The following is a 16,088-nucleotide window of genomic DNA, read 5'->3' on the forward strand; positions in this document are numbered from 1 at the left end:
TCGTCCGCTCGGACGGCCCCGCCGCGGCCGGGCGGTGCCCCGGTGGAGGACGACGCTTCGGTGGCGGAACGCACGCTACGGGGGATGCGCCTGCCCGTCCGGGAGCCGGGCAGGGAGCCGAAAGGGAGCCGAAAACGTGTCACGAGCACGGCTGAAGGTGCGTTAGTGTATTCCATGTCGTTCGGCGGAAGCGCAGGCTTCCGGGGGCGGCAGGGAGAACGATCCCGCGTAGCTCAATTGGCAGAGCAGCCGGCTGTTAACCGGCAGGTTACTGGTTCGAGTCCAGTCGCGGGAGCTTCCATGAACAGTGGCCCACCGTCATCGACGGTGGGCCACTGTCGTCACCGGGCCGCCCGTCTCCAGACCCGCTGTCGCGCGCCGGTCGTGCGGGGGCGCCGGGTCCTCATCGGGGTGGTGGCGGCGGGGCCGCAGCCCCGGTGTGGGTACCTCAGTTATTCCACACGACCACGTCGAACGTGATCGAGTCGGCCGCAGGGTCGCGGCTCGTGAAGGTGATGCGGCCGAACCTGCCCTCACTCGTCTTGACGCACATCACCGTGTCGCTCGGTAGGTCGCTCTGCATGATGCTGCTCGAATACCCGGTCCCGAGGCACGATTCGGGGTCGGGAGCCGAGGGGACGATTTTGTGTTCCACGGAGACGACACCGACGACCCAGCGAAAGTCGTGGTCGAAGGTTCCGGCACCATAGCGCCAGTCGTGGGAGTCCTCCTCGGAGGCGTCGAGGTCGATGCCGTAGCCGTGAAACACGGTGACCCCTTCCTCGCTGCGCCGGATCGTGCCCGTTTCCGGCGGCGAAGGGGCGGCCGACTCACTGGGCGAAGGGTCAGCGGAGGGCGACGGCGTCATGCCCGTCGGCGAGGGTGATGTCTCGGCGCCGCCGTTCCCGCCCTGTGCGTTCTCCGGCGCCCCCTGAATCCGCGACAGCATGTCGGGAATCGAGACGATTCCCGTGGTGAACACGAATATCGCGATGATCGACGCGAGGACGGAGACGATGATGAAGCCCCGTTTCCTGGGCCAGTCCCGTATACCCATTGCCTCTCCTCTGCGGGGAGGGGGCCACCGTCCTGAATCGCGCGGTGAGCCGCCCGGACGCGGTTCACCGCCTGTCCGCTGCCACCCTCGTCGCTGAACAGTGGGTTACAGCTTGGCCGATCCGAGGGGGGTTCGCGGCAGAATGGCCGAATTCGGTCTGACTCTGGCGCAGCCTGTCGGGGAGGGCACGGAGTGTGTCCAGCACAGGGGCGGTGGATGACGGCGGAGCCCGTCCCGAACACGGCCTCCAGGCGACACGATTAGCCGACTGCCGACTGCCGACTGCCGACTGCCGCCGCTGCCGACGCCTGATGGGGCCCGTGCCCGGAGACCGGGTCAGGGCTTCTTGGCCACGCCGCCGAAGATGAGCAGGCGGGTGGTCGGCGACATCCGGTACGTGCCCGCGACCCGGGCGGCGTCCGGCAGCGGCCGCCAGTCTTGGAGCGGCACCATTCCCGGTTCGACCGGCTTCCAGCCGCAGAAGTAGGCCAGGATCTCCTCGGGCGTGCGCCACCGCCCCGTGCCCAGCTTCTTCAGGAAGGCCGCCTCCAGGTTCAGGGCGCGGTCGTGTTCCTCGGGGTGGCTCCGGTGGTCGGGCCGCGCGAAGTGGCTGATGGCCAGGAAGCTGCCCGGCGCGAGGGCGTCGGCGAGTTCCCGGGTGAGGCGCTCCGGGTCGTCCTCGTCGGCCAGGTGGTGCAGGATTCCGCCGAGGATCAGCCCCACGGGCTGGTTGAAATCGAGCAGGTCGCGGGTTTCGGGCGCTGTGAGGATCTCCTGGGGCCGCCGCAGGTCGGCGTTGATGACGCCGGTCCTCGCGTCGCCGGCGAGCAGCGCGCGGGCGTGCGCGAGCACGATGGGGTCGTTGTCGACGTACAGGACGCGGGCGTCGTCGGTGGCCTCGTGGGCGACCTCGTGCACGTTGGCCTCGGTCGGCAGTCCCGAGCCGACGTCCAGGAACTGCCGGACCCCCCGCTCCATGGCGAGGTAGCGGACCGCGCGCTGGATGAATGCGCGGTTGCCCATCGCGAGCTCATTGACGCCGGGAACGATCTCGGCGGCGTAGTTCGCCATCTCCCGGTCGACCTCGAAATGGTCCTTTCCCCCCAGGTAATAGGAGTAGACCCGGGCGATGTTGGGCTTGTTCATGTCGACCTGTTCGGGCGGGGTGTACGTGGTGCCCAGGTTTTTCAGGAAACGGGGGGTCTCGTAGCGGGGCATGGCCGTCCTCGACGGGGAGGTAGGGGAGTCGGCGTTGACTCTCCGGATTGTATTCCTCACCCCCGATTCGGGTCACCGTTTTCGGGTCCTTCGTCCAAGAAAATACGGGACTGAATCCCCTTACCCCATCCTGACGTGCATGATAATAGGCGACTTCGCCGGAAAAGGGGGATTCGGTCGGAGTCGGGCGGCCCGTGAACCGGCCCGGGCCGCTCCGCACCGCCACCCGGCGATCGGCGACGCGGAGCGACCCGGGGCCCATGGTGCGTCAGATGCGCGGAATGCCGGTGTAGTTCTCGGCGAGGTGGGTGGCCGCGGCCGGCGAGGCCGCGATGTGCTCCAGGTGGGACAGGCGCAGCCGCTGGTCGAACGCGTCGTCCTCCGGCAGGGTGTGCAGCAGGGTGGTCATCCAGAAGGAGAAGTGCATGGCCCGCCAGATGCGGCGCAGCGCCGTGTCCGAGTAGGCGTCCAGCAGTTCGGTGGTGCCCCGGCGGTCCTCGGCGACCAGTGCCTCGGCCAGCAGCATGACGTCGTTCATCGCCAGGTTGAGGCCCTTGGCTCCGGTGGGCGGGACGATGTGCGCGGAGTCCCCGGCCAAGAAGAGCCGCCCGTGCCGCATCGGCTCGGTGACGAAACTGCGCATCGGCGTCACGCTCTTGTCGGTGATCGGGCCGCGCTTGAGCTCCCAGCCACCGCTCCGCAGCGCGAACCGGGCCGACAGCTCGTCCCAGATCTGCTCGTCGGACCAGTCGGCCGCGTCCGTCCCGTTGGGGACCTGCAGGTAGAGGCGGCTGACCGACTCCGAGCGCATGCTGTGCAGTGCGAAACCGCGCGGGTGGTGCGCGTAGATCAGCTCGTCGCACGACGGCGGCACGTCGGCCAGGATGCCCAGCCACCCGAAGGGGTAGACCTTCTCGAAGGTGCGGACCACGTCGGAGGGCAGCGACGCCCGGCCGATGCCGTGGAAGCCGTCGCAGGCCACCACGTAGTCGCACTCCAGCACCTGCTCCGTGCCGTCGTGCGTGAAGTGGATGCGCGGACGGTCGGTCTCGGCGCCCTCGATCGCACTCGCCTCGGCTTCGAAGAGCAGCCGACCGTCGTCGGCGATCCGCCGCGCGATGAGGTCGCGCACGATTTCGGTCTGCGGGTAGAGGCGTACGCTGCGGCCGGTGAGGGCCGTGAAGTCGATGCGGCGGGCCTGCCCGCCGAAGCGCAGCTCGATGCCCTCGTGCCGGAACCCCTCGCGCTCCATGCGCGTGCCCACACCGGCCGCGATCAGCGCCTCGGCGACGCCGTGCTCGACGATCCCCGCGCGCTGCCGCCGCTCGCAGTAGTCGCGGTCGCGGCGCTCCAGCACCACGGACTCGATGCCGGAGCGGTGCAGCAGGTGGGAGAGGTAGAGGCCGGCAGGTCCGGCCCCGATGATGCCGACGCGGGTGCGCATGGGAGTCCTCGGTCTTTCTGAATTCATCCGGAGGTGGGGTGTATTCGCATCGATCATCCCGGATGATCGACACGGGGAACGGTGGGGGTGGGCGGCCGTCAGCGTCAGCCGTCGACCTCGGCGAGCACCCGCTGCGCGATCCCGAACGCCTTGTTCGCCGCGGGGACACCGCAGTAGATCGCGGCCTGCAGGAACACCTCGCCGATCTCGTCCGCGGTCAGCCCGTTGCGCACGGCGGCGCGCACGTGCATCGCCAGCTCGTCCCAGTGCCCCTTGGCGACGAGCGCCGTCAGCACCATGCAGCTGCGCGTCCTGCGGTCCAGACCCGGCCGCGTCCAGATCTCGCCCCACGCGTAGCGGGTGATCATGTCCTGGAACTGCGCGGTGAACTCCGTCTTCCTCGCCTCGGCACGGTCGACGTGGTCATCGCCGAGCACGGCGCGGCGCACCGCCATACCGGCGGCGTGCCGCCCGGCATCGTCTTGAGGGGTGGTGTCCCGCAGGACACCGTTCTGTGCGTCGTCGCTGTTCATCGGGTCGGTCTCCAGCTCGGTCGCGCATGGCTCAGGTGGTCGGTCGGGCATCGGCCGCCGGGTCGGCGCCGACGGGAGCGAAGTGGCCGAGCAGCAGCCCGTTCACCTCGTCGGCCTGCTCCCAACTGGCCAGGTGGGCGGCGTCGGCCAGCACGCGCAGCCGCGCACCGGTGATCCCGGCGGCGATGCGCTCGGCGTGCTCCGGAGGCGTCGCGGGGTCGTCGGCGCCGGCCACCACCAGGGTCGGCGCGGTGATCGCGGCCAGGTCGGCGCGCAGGTCCATCCGCCCGATGGCCGTGCAGCAGCCCGCGTAGCCCTCGGCCGGGGTCGACGCCACCATGGCACGCATCCGCTCCGCGACACCGGGCTCCCGCCGCGCGAAGCCGGGGGTGAACCACCGCCCGACCACCGCCTCGGCCACCGCCCCCGCGCCCCGCTCCCGCACGGTCGCCGCCCGCTGCGCCCAGGAGTCCGCCGGGCCGAGCAGCGCCGATGTGCACAGCACGGCGAGCCGGTCGACCCGCTCGGGCGCGTGCGCGGCGAGCCACAGCCCGGTCATCCCGCCGATCGACAGCCCCGCGAAGCAGGCCCGGTCCGCCCCGAGGCGGTCCAGCAGCCGCAGCACGTCGCCGCCGAGGTCGGCCATGGAGTAGGGCCCGTCGGGAACCGGCGAGCGGCCGTGCCCCCGGATGTCGTACCGGACCACTCGGAAACGCTCCGCCAACGCCGCGACCTGCGGCTCCCACATTTCCAGGGTGCTGCCCAGCGACCCCGACAGCACCACCACGGGCGCGTCGGCCGGGCCGTCGGCGGTCGCATGCACATCGACACTCATCGGCGTTCCTCCGTTACCGTTCTCGCTCGGGACCGGTGGGCGGACAGCGCCCGGTCGACGAAGGCGTCCGCGGCGCCGAGGTACCCCGCCGGATCGAGGAGCGCCGCGAGCTGCGCGGCGGTCCGGCGCCCCGCAAGGCGCTCGGCCAGTACGTCGACCAGTCGGCGCCCGGAGTCCACGGACTCCGCACACGCCGCCTTCACCAGGTCGTGGGCGGCCAGGCGGCCCAGTTCCGGGGCGAGGTCGGTGGTGACGCGCTCGGCCAGCGGCAGCCCGCCGGTCAGGCCGAGGTTGGCGCGCATGCGCTCGGGACGCGCCTCCAGCCGCTCCACCGACGCGCGCAGCCAGGCCACCGCCGACCCGGTGACGCGCAGCAGCTGCGTCAGCGGGACCCATTCCGACTGCCACGCCCCGGCCGCGCGCTGGTGCTCCTGTACCTGGGCGGCGAACAGCGTCGCGGCGAGCCCCGGCGCCTGCGCGGCACCGGCCCGCGCGGACACCGCGGCCACCGGGTTGCGTTTGTGCGGCAGCGTGGACGAGCCGCCGACACCGGAGCCGCCCGCCTCGACGACTTCGCCGACCTCCGTCTGCGCCAGCAGCACGATGTCACCGGCTGCCTTGCCCACGGCCCCGCACAGCCGCGCCAGGGCGCCGGCGAGCTCGGCGACGCGACCGCGGTCGGTGTGCCAGGGCAGCGCGGGCTCGGCCAGCCCGAGCTCGTCGGCGAACGCCGCGGCCACGCGCGGCCCGGCCTCGCCGAGGGACGCCAGTGTCCCGGCGGCCCCGCCGAGCTGGGCGGGGAGCTCCGCCGACGCGCCCAGGCGCGCCGAGGCGCCACCCACCGCCTCCAGCCAGCCCGCCGCCACCAGCCCGAAGGTGGTCGGCAGCGCCTGCTGGAGCAGGGTGCGGCCGGGCATGAGAGTGGACCGGTGCCGCTCGGTGAGCACGGCCAGAACCTCGCACAGGGCGTCGGCGTCGGAGCGGATCACCGCGGCGGCGCGCCGACTCACCAGAACGGCCGCGGTGTCCATGATGTCCTGGCTGGTGGCGCCGTAGTGCACGTGCCGCGCGGCGTCGCCGCCCACGGCCCGGGTCAGCTCCCGTACCAGGGGGACCACCGGGTTGCCCGACGCGGCCGCGGCCCTGCCGATCGCACCGGCGTCGAAGCGCTCCGGAACGCAGACCGCCGCGATCGCCTCGGCGTCGGCCGCGCCCATCACCCCGCCCCGTGCGCAGGCCCGTGCGAGCGCGGCCTCGGCGTCGAGCAGCGCCCGCAGCCACGCCTCGTCGCCGACCTGGTCCTCGACGCGGCCGTGCGCGAACATGCCGCCGAACAGCCCGCCGCCCGGACCACCGGGCGCGTCGTCGGGCGCCTCCGCCACCCCCGTCACCTCACTCCTCGCGTTGTGCGTCTGCTGCTTCTCTGTATTCAACGGACCGATTCCACGATCCCGCGGTGCCCTGTCTCCGTTGATCTCGGAGATATCGGGGTAAAAATCGCCGCTGAGGCCCCACTATCTCCGAGATCAACGGAGGAGGGGGTGGGTAAGCGCTTTCCGGGCCGACCCGACCCCACCCATCCTCCACCTAGATGTCGAAGAACACGGTCTCGTCCTCCCCCTGCAGCCGGATGTCGAAGCGGTAGCCGCCGCTATCAGGGTCCGGTCGGGCGATGAGGGTGGCGCGGGCGGCCGGGTCGTCGATGCCGCCGAGCACCGGGTCGGCCGCGTTGGCCTGTGCCTCGTCGGGGAAGTAGATGCGGGTCACCGTGCGGTGCAGCATGCCGCGCGCGAACACCGACACGTCGATGTGCGGGGCCTGCGGGCCGTCCGGCCCCGGCACCGGGCCGGGCTTGAGGGTGAAGATGCCGTACTCCCCGCCGCCGTCGGTCGGGCACCGGCCGAAGCCGCGGAAGCCCGGGCGGGACACCGCCCCGCGTGGGTCGTCCGGGTGGTCGAAGCGGCCGTCGGGATCGGCCTGCCAGGTCTCGACGAGCCCGTCGGTGATGGGCTGCCCGGCGCCGTCGTACAGCGTCCCGCGGATCCAGACCCCCTCCGGAGTCCCCTCCTCGACCGCGAACGGGCCGTCCGGCCAGGGCAGGCCGATGTGCAGGTAGGGGCCGACCGTCTGGGAGGGGGTGGTGCCGATGTCGGTGCCGGTGGCGGGTGTGCTCTGCTTCGTCACTCGTCGTCCTCCTCCGACTCGAAGACGGTGGCCTCGCGGCCGCGCAGGACGATGTCCCACTCGTAGGCCAGCGCCCACTCCGGCACGGTGTCGGCGTAGTCGAACCGCGCCACCAGCCGCTCGCGCGCCTTCTCGTCCGGGATCGAGTTCCACATCGGGTCCTGGAAGAACAGCGGGTCGCCCGGGAAGTACATCTGCGTGACCAGGCGCTGGGTGAACGCCTGGCCGAACAGCGAGAAGTGGATGTGCGCGGGGCGCCAGGCGTTGTCGTGGTTCTTCCACGGGTAGGCGCCCGGCTGGATGGTGACGAAGCGGTAGCGGCCCTCGGCGTCGGTCAGCGTGCGGCCGACCCCGGTGAAGTTCGGGTCGAGCGGGCAGGGCCAGTTGTCCATCACGTGCCGGTACCGGCCGCCGGCGTTGGCCTGCCAGATCTCGACCAGGGTGTGCGGTACCGGACGGCCGTCGCTGTCGCGCACCTGCCCGTGCACGACGATCCGCTGGCCCTGAGGCTCGCCGTCGTGCTGGCGGGTCAGGTCGTGGTCGAGCTCGCCGATCCGGTCCTCGCCCAGGACAGGCCCGGTCACCTCGGTCAGCAGGTGCGGCAGGAGCTTCAGGGCGCGGCCGGGGTGCCGCAGCGCGGTGCTCCGGTAGCCGGGGTAGTCCATCGGAGGATGGACGTCGTGGTCGCGGACGTAGCCCGGGACCTCCAGACGGCCTGTCTTCGCCGAGCCCGACGTCGCCGAGTCCGGCTCAGCCCGGCCCGCGCCGCCCGACTCGGCCGCCGCCTCCGGGCGGTCGCCGGAGGATGCGGCTGCGTGGGATGTCATCCTCTTCTCTCCTTACTCTGCGTGCAGCACGACGGCGAGCCCCTGCCCGACGCCGATGCAGATCGCGGCGAGCCCCCAGCCGCCGCCCCGCCGGCGCAGCTCGTGGGCGAGTGTGCCCAGGATGCGCGCGCCGGAGGCACCCAGCGGGTGGCCGATGGCGATCGCGCCGCCGTTGGGGTTGACGATCGCGGGGTCCAGCTCGGGCCAGAGCTTCAGGCAGGCCAGCGCCTGGGCGGCGAACGCCTCGTTGAGTTCCACGGCCGAAAGGTCGCCCCACCCGATCCCGGCGCGGCGCAGCGCGGTCTCGGCGGCCTCCACCGGGCCGATCCCGAACCGGTTCGGGTCGACCCCGGCCACGCCCCGGGAGACGATGCGCGCCAGCGGCGTGATGCCGGTGGCCTCGGCCGCGGCCGCGTCCCCGATCAGCAGTGCGGCCGCGCCGTCGTTCAGGGGTGAGGCGTTGCCCGCGGTGATGGTGCCGTCGGGCCGGAAGGCCGGCTTGAGCCCGGCGAGCTTCTCCTCCGAGGTCTCCCGGATGCTCTCGTCGCGGGCGAGCTCCACCCCGGGCACCGGCACCACCTCGGCGTCGAAGACGCCCTTGGCCCAGGCCTCCGCCGCCGCGGTGTGGCTGCGCAGCGCGAACGCGTCCTGTTCCGCGCGGCCGATGCCGTGCTCCGCGGCGACCTGCTCGGTGCACTCGCCGAGCGAGGCCGTCCACTCCCCGGGCATGCGCGGGTTGACCATCCGCCAGCCCAGGGTGGTCGAGTGCAGCGTCTCGTGACCTGCCGGGAAGCCCTTGGCGGGTTTGGGCAGCACCCACGGGGCACGGCTCATCGACTCCACGCCACCGGCGATGACCAGCGACGCGTCGCCGACGGCCACCGCGCGGTTGGCGGCGATGACGGCCTCCAGCCCGGACCCGCACAGCCGGTTCAGGGTCGCGCCCGGTACCGAGGTGGGGAGCCCGGCGAGCAGCGCGGCCATACGCGCCACGTTCCGGTTGTCCTCCCCGGCGCCGTTGGCGTCGCCGAAGTAGACGTCCTCGACGGCGGCCGAGTCCAGGGCGGGCGCACGCCGCAGCAGCCCGGTGACGGCGTGGGCGGCCAGGTCGTCGGGTCGGGTCGTGGCGAGGGCACCGCCGTACCTGCCGAACGGGGTGCGCACCGCGTCGAGGACGAACGCGTCGGTCATCAGGTCTCCATCCTCCGCGAGGGGTGAGGTGTGGGCCGGTTCGGGGCGGGTGGGGCGGGAGTGATCCGCCTCACCCGTTCTCTAGGATCGCGTGAGGTCGCGCAGGGCCGCCAGTTCCGCAGGCCGGGGCTCGGGTGTGACGGTGAGGTCGGGGGCGGTGGCGAGGTCCCAGCCGGTGGCGGCGCGCACGTCGTCGAGCGTGACGCCGGGGTGGACACTGGCCAGGGTGAGCTCGCGGCTGTCCGGGGCGGGTTCGAGGACGCCCAGGTCGGTGATGACGCGGGTGGGTCCGGCGCCGCGCAGGCCGAGGCGGTCCCGGTCGCCGGGGCCGCGGCCGTGACCGACGGAGGTGACGAAGTCGACGGATTCGACGAAGGTGCGCCTGCTCTGCCGCACGATCACCACGACTTCACGGCAGGACGCCGCGATCTCAGGGGCGCCTCCGGCGCCCGGCAGCCGGACCTTGGGGTCGTCGTAGGCGCCGATGACGGTGGTGTTGATGTTGCCGTGGCGGTCGATCTGCGCGGCGCCGAGGAAGCCGACGTCGATGCGTCCGGGCTGCAACCAGTAGTTGAAGATCTCCGGGACGGACACGACGCTGTCGGCGGTCTCGGCGAGGATGCCGTCGCCGATGGACAGCGGGAGCGTGTCCGGTTCGGCGCCGAGCGTGCCGGACTCGTAGATCATCCACAGGCCGGGCGCGTGCGTGCGCCGGGCGAGGTTGGCGGCGGTGCTCGGCAGGCCGATGCCGACGAAGCAGGCCATGGCGGACGTCAGGGCGCGTGCCGCGGTCACCGTCATGATCTCGTCGGCGGTGTAGGCGGGGGACGCCGCTGCCGGCGGAGCGGTCGGCCGCTGGTCGCGGGTCACGGTCTCACCTGTTCCTCGCTGTCGGCCGCGCCGACGGGCGCGATCTGGGTGTCGAGCCACTGGGCGAAGCGGTCGCGGTCCCGGCTGACGTCGTCCCATGCCTGGTAGGCGGCGTTGTCGCGGGCGTAGTAGCCGTGGGCGTAGGAGGGGGCGGCCCCGCCGGGGACCTCGGCGACGGCGGTGACCACGCGCGCGGGGAGCAGCACCTGTCCGGGGACCGGGGCCAGCTCGTCGACGACCTCCTCCACGGTGACCAGCGAGCGCCGGGCGGCGAGCACGGCCTCCTTCTGCACCCCGGTGATGCCCCACAGCTGGACGTTGCCCGCCCGGTCGGCGCGCTGGGCGTGCACCACGGTGACGTCGGGGTTGAGCGCGGGGACGGCGGTGAGGAGTTCGCCGGTGAAGGGGCACTCGACGGTGGCGATCCCGTCGGTCCGGCCGACCAGGTCGGTGCCGTTGTAGCCGCGCAGCACGGCGAAGGGCAGGCCGGAGGCTCCGGCCACGTAGCGGTTGGCCATACCGGCGTGGCTGTGCTCCTCGATCTCCAGCGGGACCGGCCACCCGTTCTGCACGGCGTCGCGGAACCGGTGCAGGGAGCCGACGCCGGGGTTGCCGCCCCAGGAGAACACCAGCTTGCGCGCGCACCCGGCGCCGATCATCCGGTCGTAGACGATGTCGGGGGTCATCCGCACGAGCGTGAGGTCGCGTCGGCCCTGGCGGATGATCTCGTGGCCGGCCGCGACCGGGATCAGGTGGGTGAAGCCCTCCAGAGCGACGGTGTCCCCGTCGTGGACGAGTTCACCGACCGCCTCCTCCAGCGGGAGGATCATGTGCCGCCCCACCTCCTGTTCGTATCGCGTATGGATGTTCATAGTGCGAACACCGTTGGGCAGACGTTAGCGCCGCGTGCACGCCCGGTCAACCGAGCGTGCGGGTGCCCGGGCGCGGAAACCGGGGTCGGCGCGGCGACGGCCGGATGGGAGGTGAGGGTGAAGGGGGGAGGGCGCGGGGGCGTGCCGGGGTCATCCCCGGGAGGCGATCTCCAGGTCCGCCTCGATGCGGGAGGCCGTGGCCAGCAGCGGCGGCAGCAGGTCGCGCCGCACGTCCTCGGCCGACCGGCGGCTGGCGTGCGCCGAGATGTTGGTGGCCGCGATCACGTTGCCCTGGTGGTCGCGGATGGGCACGGCCACCGCGCGCAGCCCTTCCTCCAGCTCCTGGTCGACCACGGCCCAGCCCTGGTTGCGGATCTTCTCCAGCTCGGCGCGCAGCCGCTCGACGGAGGCGATCGTGTGCGAGGTGAGCGGGTCCAGCCGCACCCGCTCCAGGTAGGCGTCGAGCTGCGCGGGCGGGCGCCCGGCCAGAAGGACGCGCCCCATGGAGGTGGCGTAGGCGGGGAAGCGGGTGCCGACGTTGATCGACACGGTCATGATCCGCGTGGTGGCGGCCCGCGCGATGTAGACCACGTCGTCGCCGTCGAGGATCGACAGCGAGGACGACTCGTTGACCTCGGAGGCCAGCCGCTCCAGGTGCGGCTGGGCCACCTCGGGGAGGTCGGCCGAGGAGAGGTAGGCGTAGCCGAGCTCCAGCACCCGCGGGGTCAGCCGGAACATCCGGCCGTCGGTGCGGATGTAGCCGAGGTCGGACAGCGTGAGCAGGAAGCGGCGGGCCGCGGCCCGCGTCAGTCCGGTGGTCCGGGCGACTTCACTCAGCGTCATCGCCGGGGTCTGCTCGGAGAACGCCCGGATGACGGCCAGGCCCCGATCCAGCGACTGCACGAAGTGCGCGCCGCGGGCCTTCGGCTCTTCCGGGGTCGCTCCGGTGGTCATGGTCAGACTGCTCCTGGTTCAGGGGTGATCGGCGTGCGGCAGCGTTTACGGCACAGGGTGTTCAGCGATGTTCTCATAACGAACAGGGTGTCCGCGCGGGTTCGCTGTGCGTGGCACGGTGCGCCACCCGCAGGTCGGACAACGGCCGGCGGGAGCGGCGAGGCGGCCGTCACAGTGTTGGCCACGTCTCATCGGATCGCGGTCGATTTCGCCTCCCGGGGGCGGTGGCCACCCCCGCGGATGTGCGACGATCGGGGAGGTCGCGCCGGTCAGAGCCGTCGTGGCGGGCGGGTCATCCTGCCATCCCATACGCCGGCCCCCGGGGCGCGGCGGATTCGCGGCAGTGCCGGGTGCGCGTTCTCAACCCCAAGTGTTGGGTTGACGACAGAATGGCAGTGCCGTACGTTCGCGACAAGCACGCTAGTTCGCAAGGCGCACATGACCTCCGTCTCCGGGTCCTCGGACCTCCGGATGCTGCGAACGCTTCGGTCCAGGCCCACCGGGAGCCGGACCGAGGGGCGAAGTCCCGCCGATCGTCTCGATCCCGGCCCATCCCCACGTTCCCTTATCTCAGGAGACCCCCGATGCGTCGAAAGATCCTCGCGTTGACCGGAGTCGTGGCGCTGCTCACGACCGCGGCCTGCGGAGGCGGTGATGCCGCGGAGAAGGACGGGCTCACCACACTGAAGATCGGCTCCATGCCGGTCGTCGACACCGCCGCCCTCCACCTCGGGGTGGACCAGGGATACTTCGAGGACCTCGGGATCGAGCTGGACATCACCAACGTCCAGGGCGGCGCCGAGGCGATCCCGGGCGTCGTCAGCGGCGACTTCGACATCGCCTTCAGCAACGTGACGTCCCTGATCGTCGCCAGGGAGAAGGACCTCCCGCTGAAGATCATCAACAACGCCGTGGCCAGCACCGGCAAAGAGGGCAAGGACTTCGGCGGCGTCGTCGTCCCCGAAGGCAGCTCCATCACCGGCGCCAAGGACCTCGCCGGCAAGAAGGTCGCGGTGAACACGCTGCAGAACATCGGCGACACCACCGTGCGCAACTCGGTCCGCAAGGCCGGCGGCGACCCCGAGGACATCGAGTTCGTCGAGATGGCGTTCCCCGACATGCCGGCCGCCGTCGAGAAGAAGCAGGTCGACGCCGCCTGGGTGGTCGAGCCGTTCCTCACCATGGCGCTCAACGACGGGGCCACCGAGGTCGCCTCCAACTTCGTCGACACCCACGAGTCGCTCTCCGTCGCCGTCTACTTCACCTCGGAGAAGTTCCTCGCCGAGAACCCCGAGCTGGCCAAGTCCTTCACCACCGCGATGTCGGAGTCGCAGGCCTACGCCCAGAGCCACCCCGAAGAGGTGCGCCGCATCCTCACCACCTACACCAAGATGGACGAGAACCTCATCGAGCAGATCCGCCTGCCCAACTACCCCTCCCAGAAGGACACCGAGTCCGCCCAGGTGCTCGGTGAGCTGATGAAGGAGGACGGCCTGATCGACTCCGAGCCGAACCTGGACGAGCTCTACCAGTGACCCGAACCGCGAACACCTCACCCGACGCCGCCGTCGGCGCGGGCGCGAACCGGGCCCTGCTGGGCGCGGCCGGTGTCGCCGGACTGCTGGTGCTGTGGGAGGCGCTGCCCCGCATCGGGGCGGCCGACCCGCGGTACCTGCCGCCGGCCTCGGAGGTCGCGATCACGCTGGGCGGCCGGCTCGGCGGCGCGACCTTCTGGGCCGCGGTCGGCGACACCGTCGCGGCCTGGGCGCTGGGGCTGGCGATCGCCTTCGCGGCCGCCGTCGTCCTGGGCTTCCTCATCGGGTCCGCACCGCGCGTCCGCGCCTTCACCACCTCCACGGTGGAGTTCCTCCGCCCGATCCCGTCCGTGGCGCTGATCCCGCTGGCGATCCTGCTGTACGGCACGGACATCCGCTCGACCCTGCTGCTCGTGGTCTACGCCGCGTTCTGGCAGATCTACATCCAGGTGCTCTACGGTGTCGCCGACGTCGACCCGGTCGCCGACCAGACCGCCCGCTGCTACGGGCTGGGCCGCATGGCGCGGATCCGCTATGTCGTGTGGCCCTCCGCGCTGCCCTACCTGATGACCGGGCTGCGGCTCGGCGCCGCCGTCGCGCTGGTCCTCACGGTGACCGCGCAGCTGGTCATCGGCAGCCCCGGCCTGGGACAGGAGATCGCCGTGGCGCGCTCCAGCGGGGCCTTGGACGAGGTCTACGCGCTGATCGTCGCCACCGGTGCGCTCGGCGTCCTCGTCAACACGGGCATCCGCGCCTTGGAGCGGCGCGCCCTGCGCTGGCACTCGTCCGTCCGGGGGGAGGCCCTGTGACCGCCATGAGAACAACGGCCGCACGCCCCCGCGGCGTGCTGACGCGCCTGCTGGAGCTGTTCCTGCTGCCGGTGCTGCTCATCGCCCTGTGGTGGGCGGGCAGCGCCTCCTCCGGCAACTACTACATGCCTACGCCCGACGTCATCGCCGAGAAGTTCCGCGAGGTCTGGATCTCCGAGCGCTTCTTCGTCGACGTGCTGCCCAGTGTCGGCCTGCTGCTCAGCGGGTTCGCGCTGGCGGCGGTGGTGGGTGTGGCCCTGGGGGTGGCCCTGGGTCTGTCGCCCCGCGCCCGCGCGGTCGGCGAGCCGGTGCTGGAGTTCTTCCGCGCCGTCCCGCCGCCCGTGCTGGTCCCGCTGCTGATGCTGCTGGTCGGCGTGAACACGCCGATGAAGCTCGCGGTCATCGTCTCCGGGTGCGTGTGGCCGATCCTGCTCAACACCATCGAGGGCGTGCGCGCGGTCGACCCGGTGCTGGCGGACACCTGCCGCTGCTACGGCATCCGCGGTCGGCGCTGGCTGACCACGCTGGTGCTGCGCTCGGCCAGCCCGCAGATCATGGCGGGACTCCGCCAGGGGCTGTCCATCGCGATCATCCTCATGGTCATCAGCGAGATGTTCGCCAGCTCCAGTGGCCTGGGCTTCAGCATCGTGCAGTTCCAGCGCAGCTTCGCCATCCCCGAGATGTGGAGCGGCATCGTCCTGCTGGGCCTGATCGGGTTCCTCCTGTCGGTGCTGTTCGGCGTGGCGGAGCGCTACGTCCTGGGCTGGTACCGCGGCGTGCGCGCCGCGAGCCGCGGGGAGTGACGGCCATGCGCACCCCACCGAATCCCCGCACCCCCAACCCCAACGGCTTTGTCAAGGAGAGGTCGCAATGCTTGAGGTGACCCGGCTGCAGAAGATCTACCGGGGGGAGGGCCGCGAGGTCGAGGCCGTCCGCGACCTCACCTTCCGGCTCGGCGAGGGCGAGCTGGCCTGCCTCGTCGGCCCCTCGGGCTGCGGCAAGACCACCCTGCTCAAGTGCATCTCGGGGCTGATGGCCCCGACCTCGGGCAGCGTCGAGCTGGCCGGGAACCGGGTCACCGGCCCGCCTCGGGACATGGCCGTGGTCTTCCAGGAGTACGGCCGCAGCCTGTTCCCGTGGATGAGCGTGCGCGACAACGTCGAGCTGCCGCTCAAGGAGAAGAAGCTGTCGGCGTCGCGGCGGCGCAAGCTGGTCCGCGAGTCGCTGGAGGCGGTGGGACTGGCCGACTTCGCGGCGTCCTACCCCTGGCAGCTGTCCGGGGGCATGCAGCAGCGCGTCGCCATCGCCCGCGCCATCGCCTATGAGCCGCGGGTGCTGCTCATGGACGAGCCGTTCGCGGCCGTGGACGCCCAGACCCGGGCCGACCTGGAGGACCTGATCCGCGAGCTGTGGCGGAAGTTCTCCATCACCGTCCTGTTCGTCACCCACGACATCGACGAGGCGGTCTACCTCGGCCAGCGCGTGCTGGTCCTGTCGTCCTCGCCGACGGTCGTCCAGGACGACGTGGCGATCGACCTGCCCGACCGGCGCGACCAGCTCACGACACGCGCCCTGCCGCGTTTCGCCGAGCTGCGGGCGCGGGTCTACAACCAGATCCAGAACGCCAAGCGCGGGTCGGCCGACGGCCACCGCTCCGCGCCGAGCGCGGCCGCGGCCGACGCCTGAGGCGTCGGCCGCGGCCGTCCCACCGGTCGGCGCCCCTTTTCACCTGGCACGGGCGCCGACCGGTCCCCTCGTT

Annotated in this window: 16 protein-coding genes and 1 tRNA gene; 5 read left to right on the forward strand and 12 right to left on the reverse strand. The window is 71.9% G+C overall.

The window, feature by feature from the left end; genetic code table 11:
• Nucleotides 1–222: 222 nt before the first annotated feature.
• Nucleotides 223–295 (forward strand) — tRNA-Asn (locus tag HNR23_RS04895).
• A gap of 153 nt (nucleotides 296–448) precedes the next feature.
• On the opposite strand, the gene HNR23_RS04900 is transcribed toward HNR23_RS04895, so the two are convergent.
• The 12 genes from HNR23_RS04900 to HNR23_RS04955 form a co-directional block, all read right to left on the reverse strand.
• The gene (locus tag HNR23_RS04900) at nucleotides 449–1,057 is read right to left on the reverse strand and encodes a hypothetical protein (RefSeq protein ID WP_184073916.1); all 609 of its coding nucleotides are present in this window, start codon (nucleotides 1,055–1,057) and stop codon (nucleotides 449–451) included.
• 336 nt (nucleotides 1,058–1,393) lie between these two features.
• On the reverse strand, nucleotides 1,394–2,275 hold the full coding sequence (locus HNR23_RS04905) for an SAM-dependent methyltransferase (RefSeq protein ID WP_184073918.1): 882 nt from the start codon (nucleotides 2,273–2,275) through the stop codon (nucleotides 1,394–1,396).
• Nucleotides 2,276–2,543: 268 nt separating this feature from the next.
• Nucleotides 2,544–3,719 carry a 4-hydroxybenzoate 3-monooxygenase gene (locus tag HNR23_RS04910; RefSeq protein ID WP_184073920.1) on the reverse strand — a complete coding sequence of 392 codons (1,176 nt, stop codon included), beginning with the start codon at nucleotides 3,717–3,719 and terminating at the stop codon, nucleotides 2,544–2,546.
• Nucleotides 3,720–3,823: 104 nt separating this feature from the next.
• Nucleotides 3,824–4,303 carry a 4-carboxymuconolactone decarboxylase gene (gene pcaC / locus HNR23_RS04915; RefSeq protein ID WP_246421589.1) on the reverse strand — a complete coding sequence of 160 codons (480 nt, stop codon included), beginning with the start codon at nucleotides 4,301–4,303 and terminating at the stop codon, nucleotides 3,824–3,826.
• On the reverse strand, nucleotides 4,284–5,087 hold the full coding sequence (gene pcaD, locus HNR23_RS04920; protein ID WP_184073922.1) for a 3-oxoadipate enol-lactonase: 804 nt from the start codon (nucleotides 5,085–5,087) through the stop codon (nucleotides 4,284–4,286). The genes pcaC and pcaD overlap by 20 nt, the downstream gene beginning before the upstream one ends.
• Nucleotides 5,084–6,412: a 3-carboxy-cis,cis-muconate cycloisomerase gene (gene pcaB / locus HNR23_RS04925; protein WP_184079909.1), complete on the reverse strand. Its 1,329-nt coding sequence runs from the start codon at nucleotides 6,410–6,412 to the stop codon at nucleotides 5,084–5,086. Before pcaB ends, pcaD begins: the two co-directional genes overlap by 4 nt.
• Nucleotides 6,413–6,674: 262 nt before the next feature.
• Nucleotides 6,675–7,271: a protocatechuate 3,4-dioxygenase subunit alpha gene (gene pcaG / locus HNR23_RS04930; protein WP_343070425.1), complete on the reverse strand. Its 597-nt coding sequence runs from the start codon at nucleotides 7,269–7,271 to the stop codon at nucleotides 6,675–6,677.
• Nucleotides 7,268–8,098 (reverse strand): protocatechuate 3,4-dioxygenase subunit beta, encoded by an 831-nt coding sequence (gene pcaH, locus HNR23_RS04935; RefSeq protein WP_394353745.1) that lies wholly within the window; start codon nucleotides 8,096–8,098, stop codon nucleotides 7,268–7,270. The genes pcaG and pcaH overlap by 4 nt, the downstream gene beginning before the upstream one ends.
• A 12-nt stretch (nucleotides 8,099–8,110) precedes the next feature.
• Nucleotides 8,111–9,289, reverse strand: coding sequence for a thiolase family protein (locus HNR23_RS04940; RefSeq protein ID WP_184073924.1), 1,179 nt, complete (start codon nucleotides 9,287–9,289; stop codon nucleotides 8,111–8,113).
• A gap of 81 nt (nucleotides 9,290–9,370) precedes the next feature.
• Nucleotides 9,371–10,090, reverse strand: coding sequence for a CoA-transferase subunit beta (locus tag HNR23_RS04945; protein ID WP_184079915.1), 720 nt, complete (start codon nucleotides 10,088–10,090; stop codon nucleotides 9,371–9,373).
• Between the two features lie 65 nt (nucleotides 10,091–10,155).
• On the reverse strand, nucleotides 10,156–10,989 hold the full coding sequence (locus HNR23_RS04950) for a CoA transferase subunit A (protein WP_184073926.1): 834 nt from the start codon (nucleotides 10,987–10,989) through the stop codon (nucleotides 10,156–10,158).
• Between the two features lie 192 nt (nucleotides 10,990–11,181).
• On the reverse strand, nucleotides 11,182–11,985 hold the full coding sequence (locus HNR23_RS04955) for an IclR family transcriptional regulator (RefSeq protein ID WP_184073928.1): 804 nt from the start codon (nucleotides 11,983–11,985) through the stop codon (nucleotides 11,182–11,184).
• Between the two features lie 584 nt (nucleotides 11,986–12,569).
• On the opposite strand from HNR23_RS04955, the gene HNR23_RS04960 reads away from it, so the two are divergent.
• The 4 genes from HNR23_RS04960 (at nucleotide 12,570) to HNR23_RS04975 (ending at nucleotide 16,015) form a co-directional block, all read left to right on the forward strand.
• Nucleotides 12,570–13,520: an ABC transporter substrate-binding protein gene (locus tag HNR23_RS04960; RefSeq protein WP_184073931.1), complete on the forward strand. Its 951-nt coding sequence runs from the start codon at nucleotides 12,570–12,572 to the stop codon at nucleotides 13,518–13,520.
• The gene (locus HNR23_RS04965) at nucleotides 13,517–14,329 is read left to right on the forward strand and encodes an ABC transporter permease subunit (protein WP_184073933.1); all 813 of its coding nucleotides are present in this window, start codon (nucleotides 13,517–13,519) and stop codon (nucleotides 14,327–14,329) included. The genes HNR23_RS04960 and HNR23_RS04965 overlap by 4 nt, the downstream gene beginning before the upstream one ends.
• A gap of 5 nt (nucleotides 14,330–14,334) precedes the next feature.
• On the forward strand, nucleotides 14,335–15,132 hold the full coding sequence (locus HNR23_RS04970; RefSeq protein ID WP_184079917.1) for an ABC transporter permease: 798 nt from the start codon (nucleotides 14,335–14,337) through the stop codon (nucleotides 15,130–15,132).
• A 67-nt stretch (nucleotides 15,133–15,199) separates the two neighbouring features.
• A complete protein-coding gene (locus tag HNR23_RS04975; RefSeq protein ID WP_184073936.1) occupies nucleotides 15,200–16,015 on the forward strand; it encodes an ABC transporter ATP-binding protein in 816 nt (271 codons plus the stop codon).
• Nucleotides 16,016–16,088 lie beyond the last annotated feature (73 nt).

Source organism: Nocardiopsis mwathae, assembly GCF_014201195.1.
Taxonomy (GTDB): Bacteria; Actinomycetota; Actinomycetes; order Streptosporangiales; family Streptosporangiaceae; genus Nocardiopsis_C; species Nocardiopsis_C mwathae.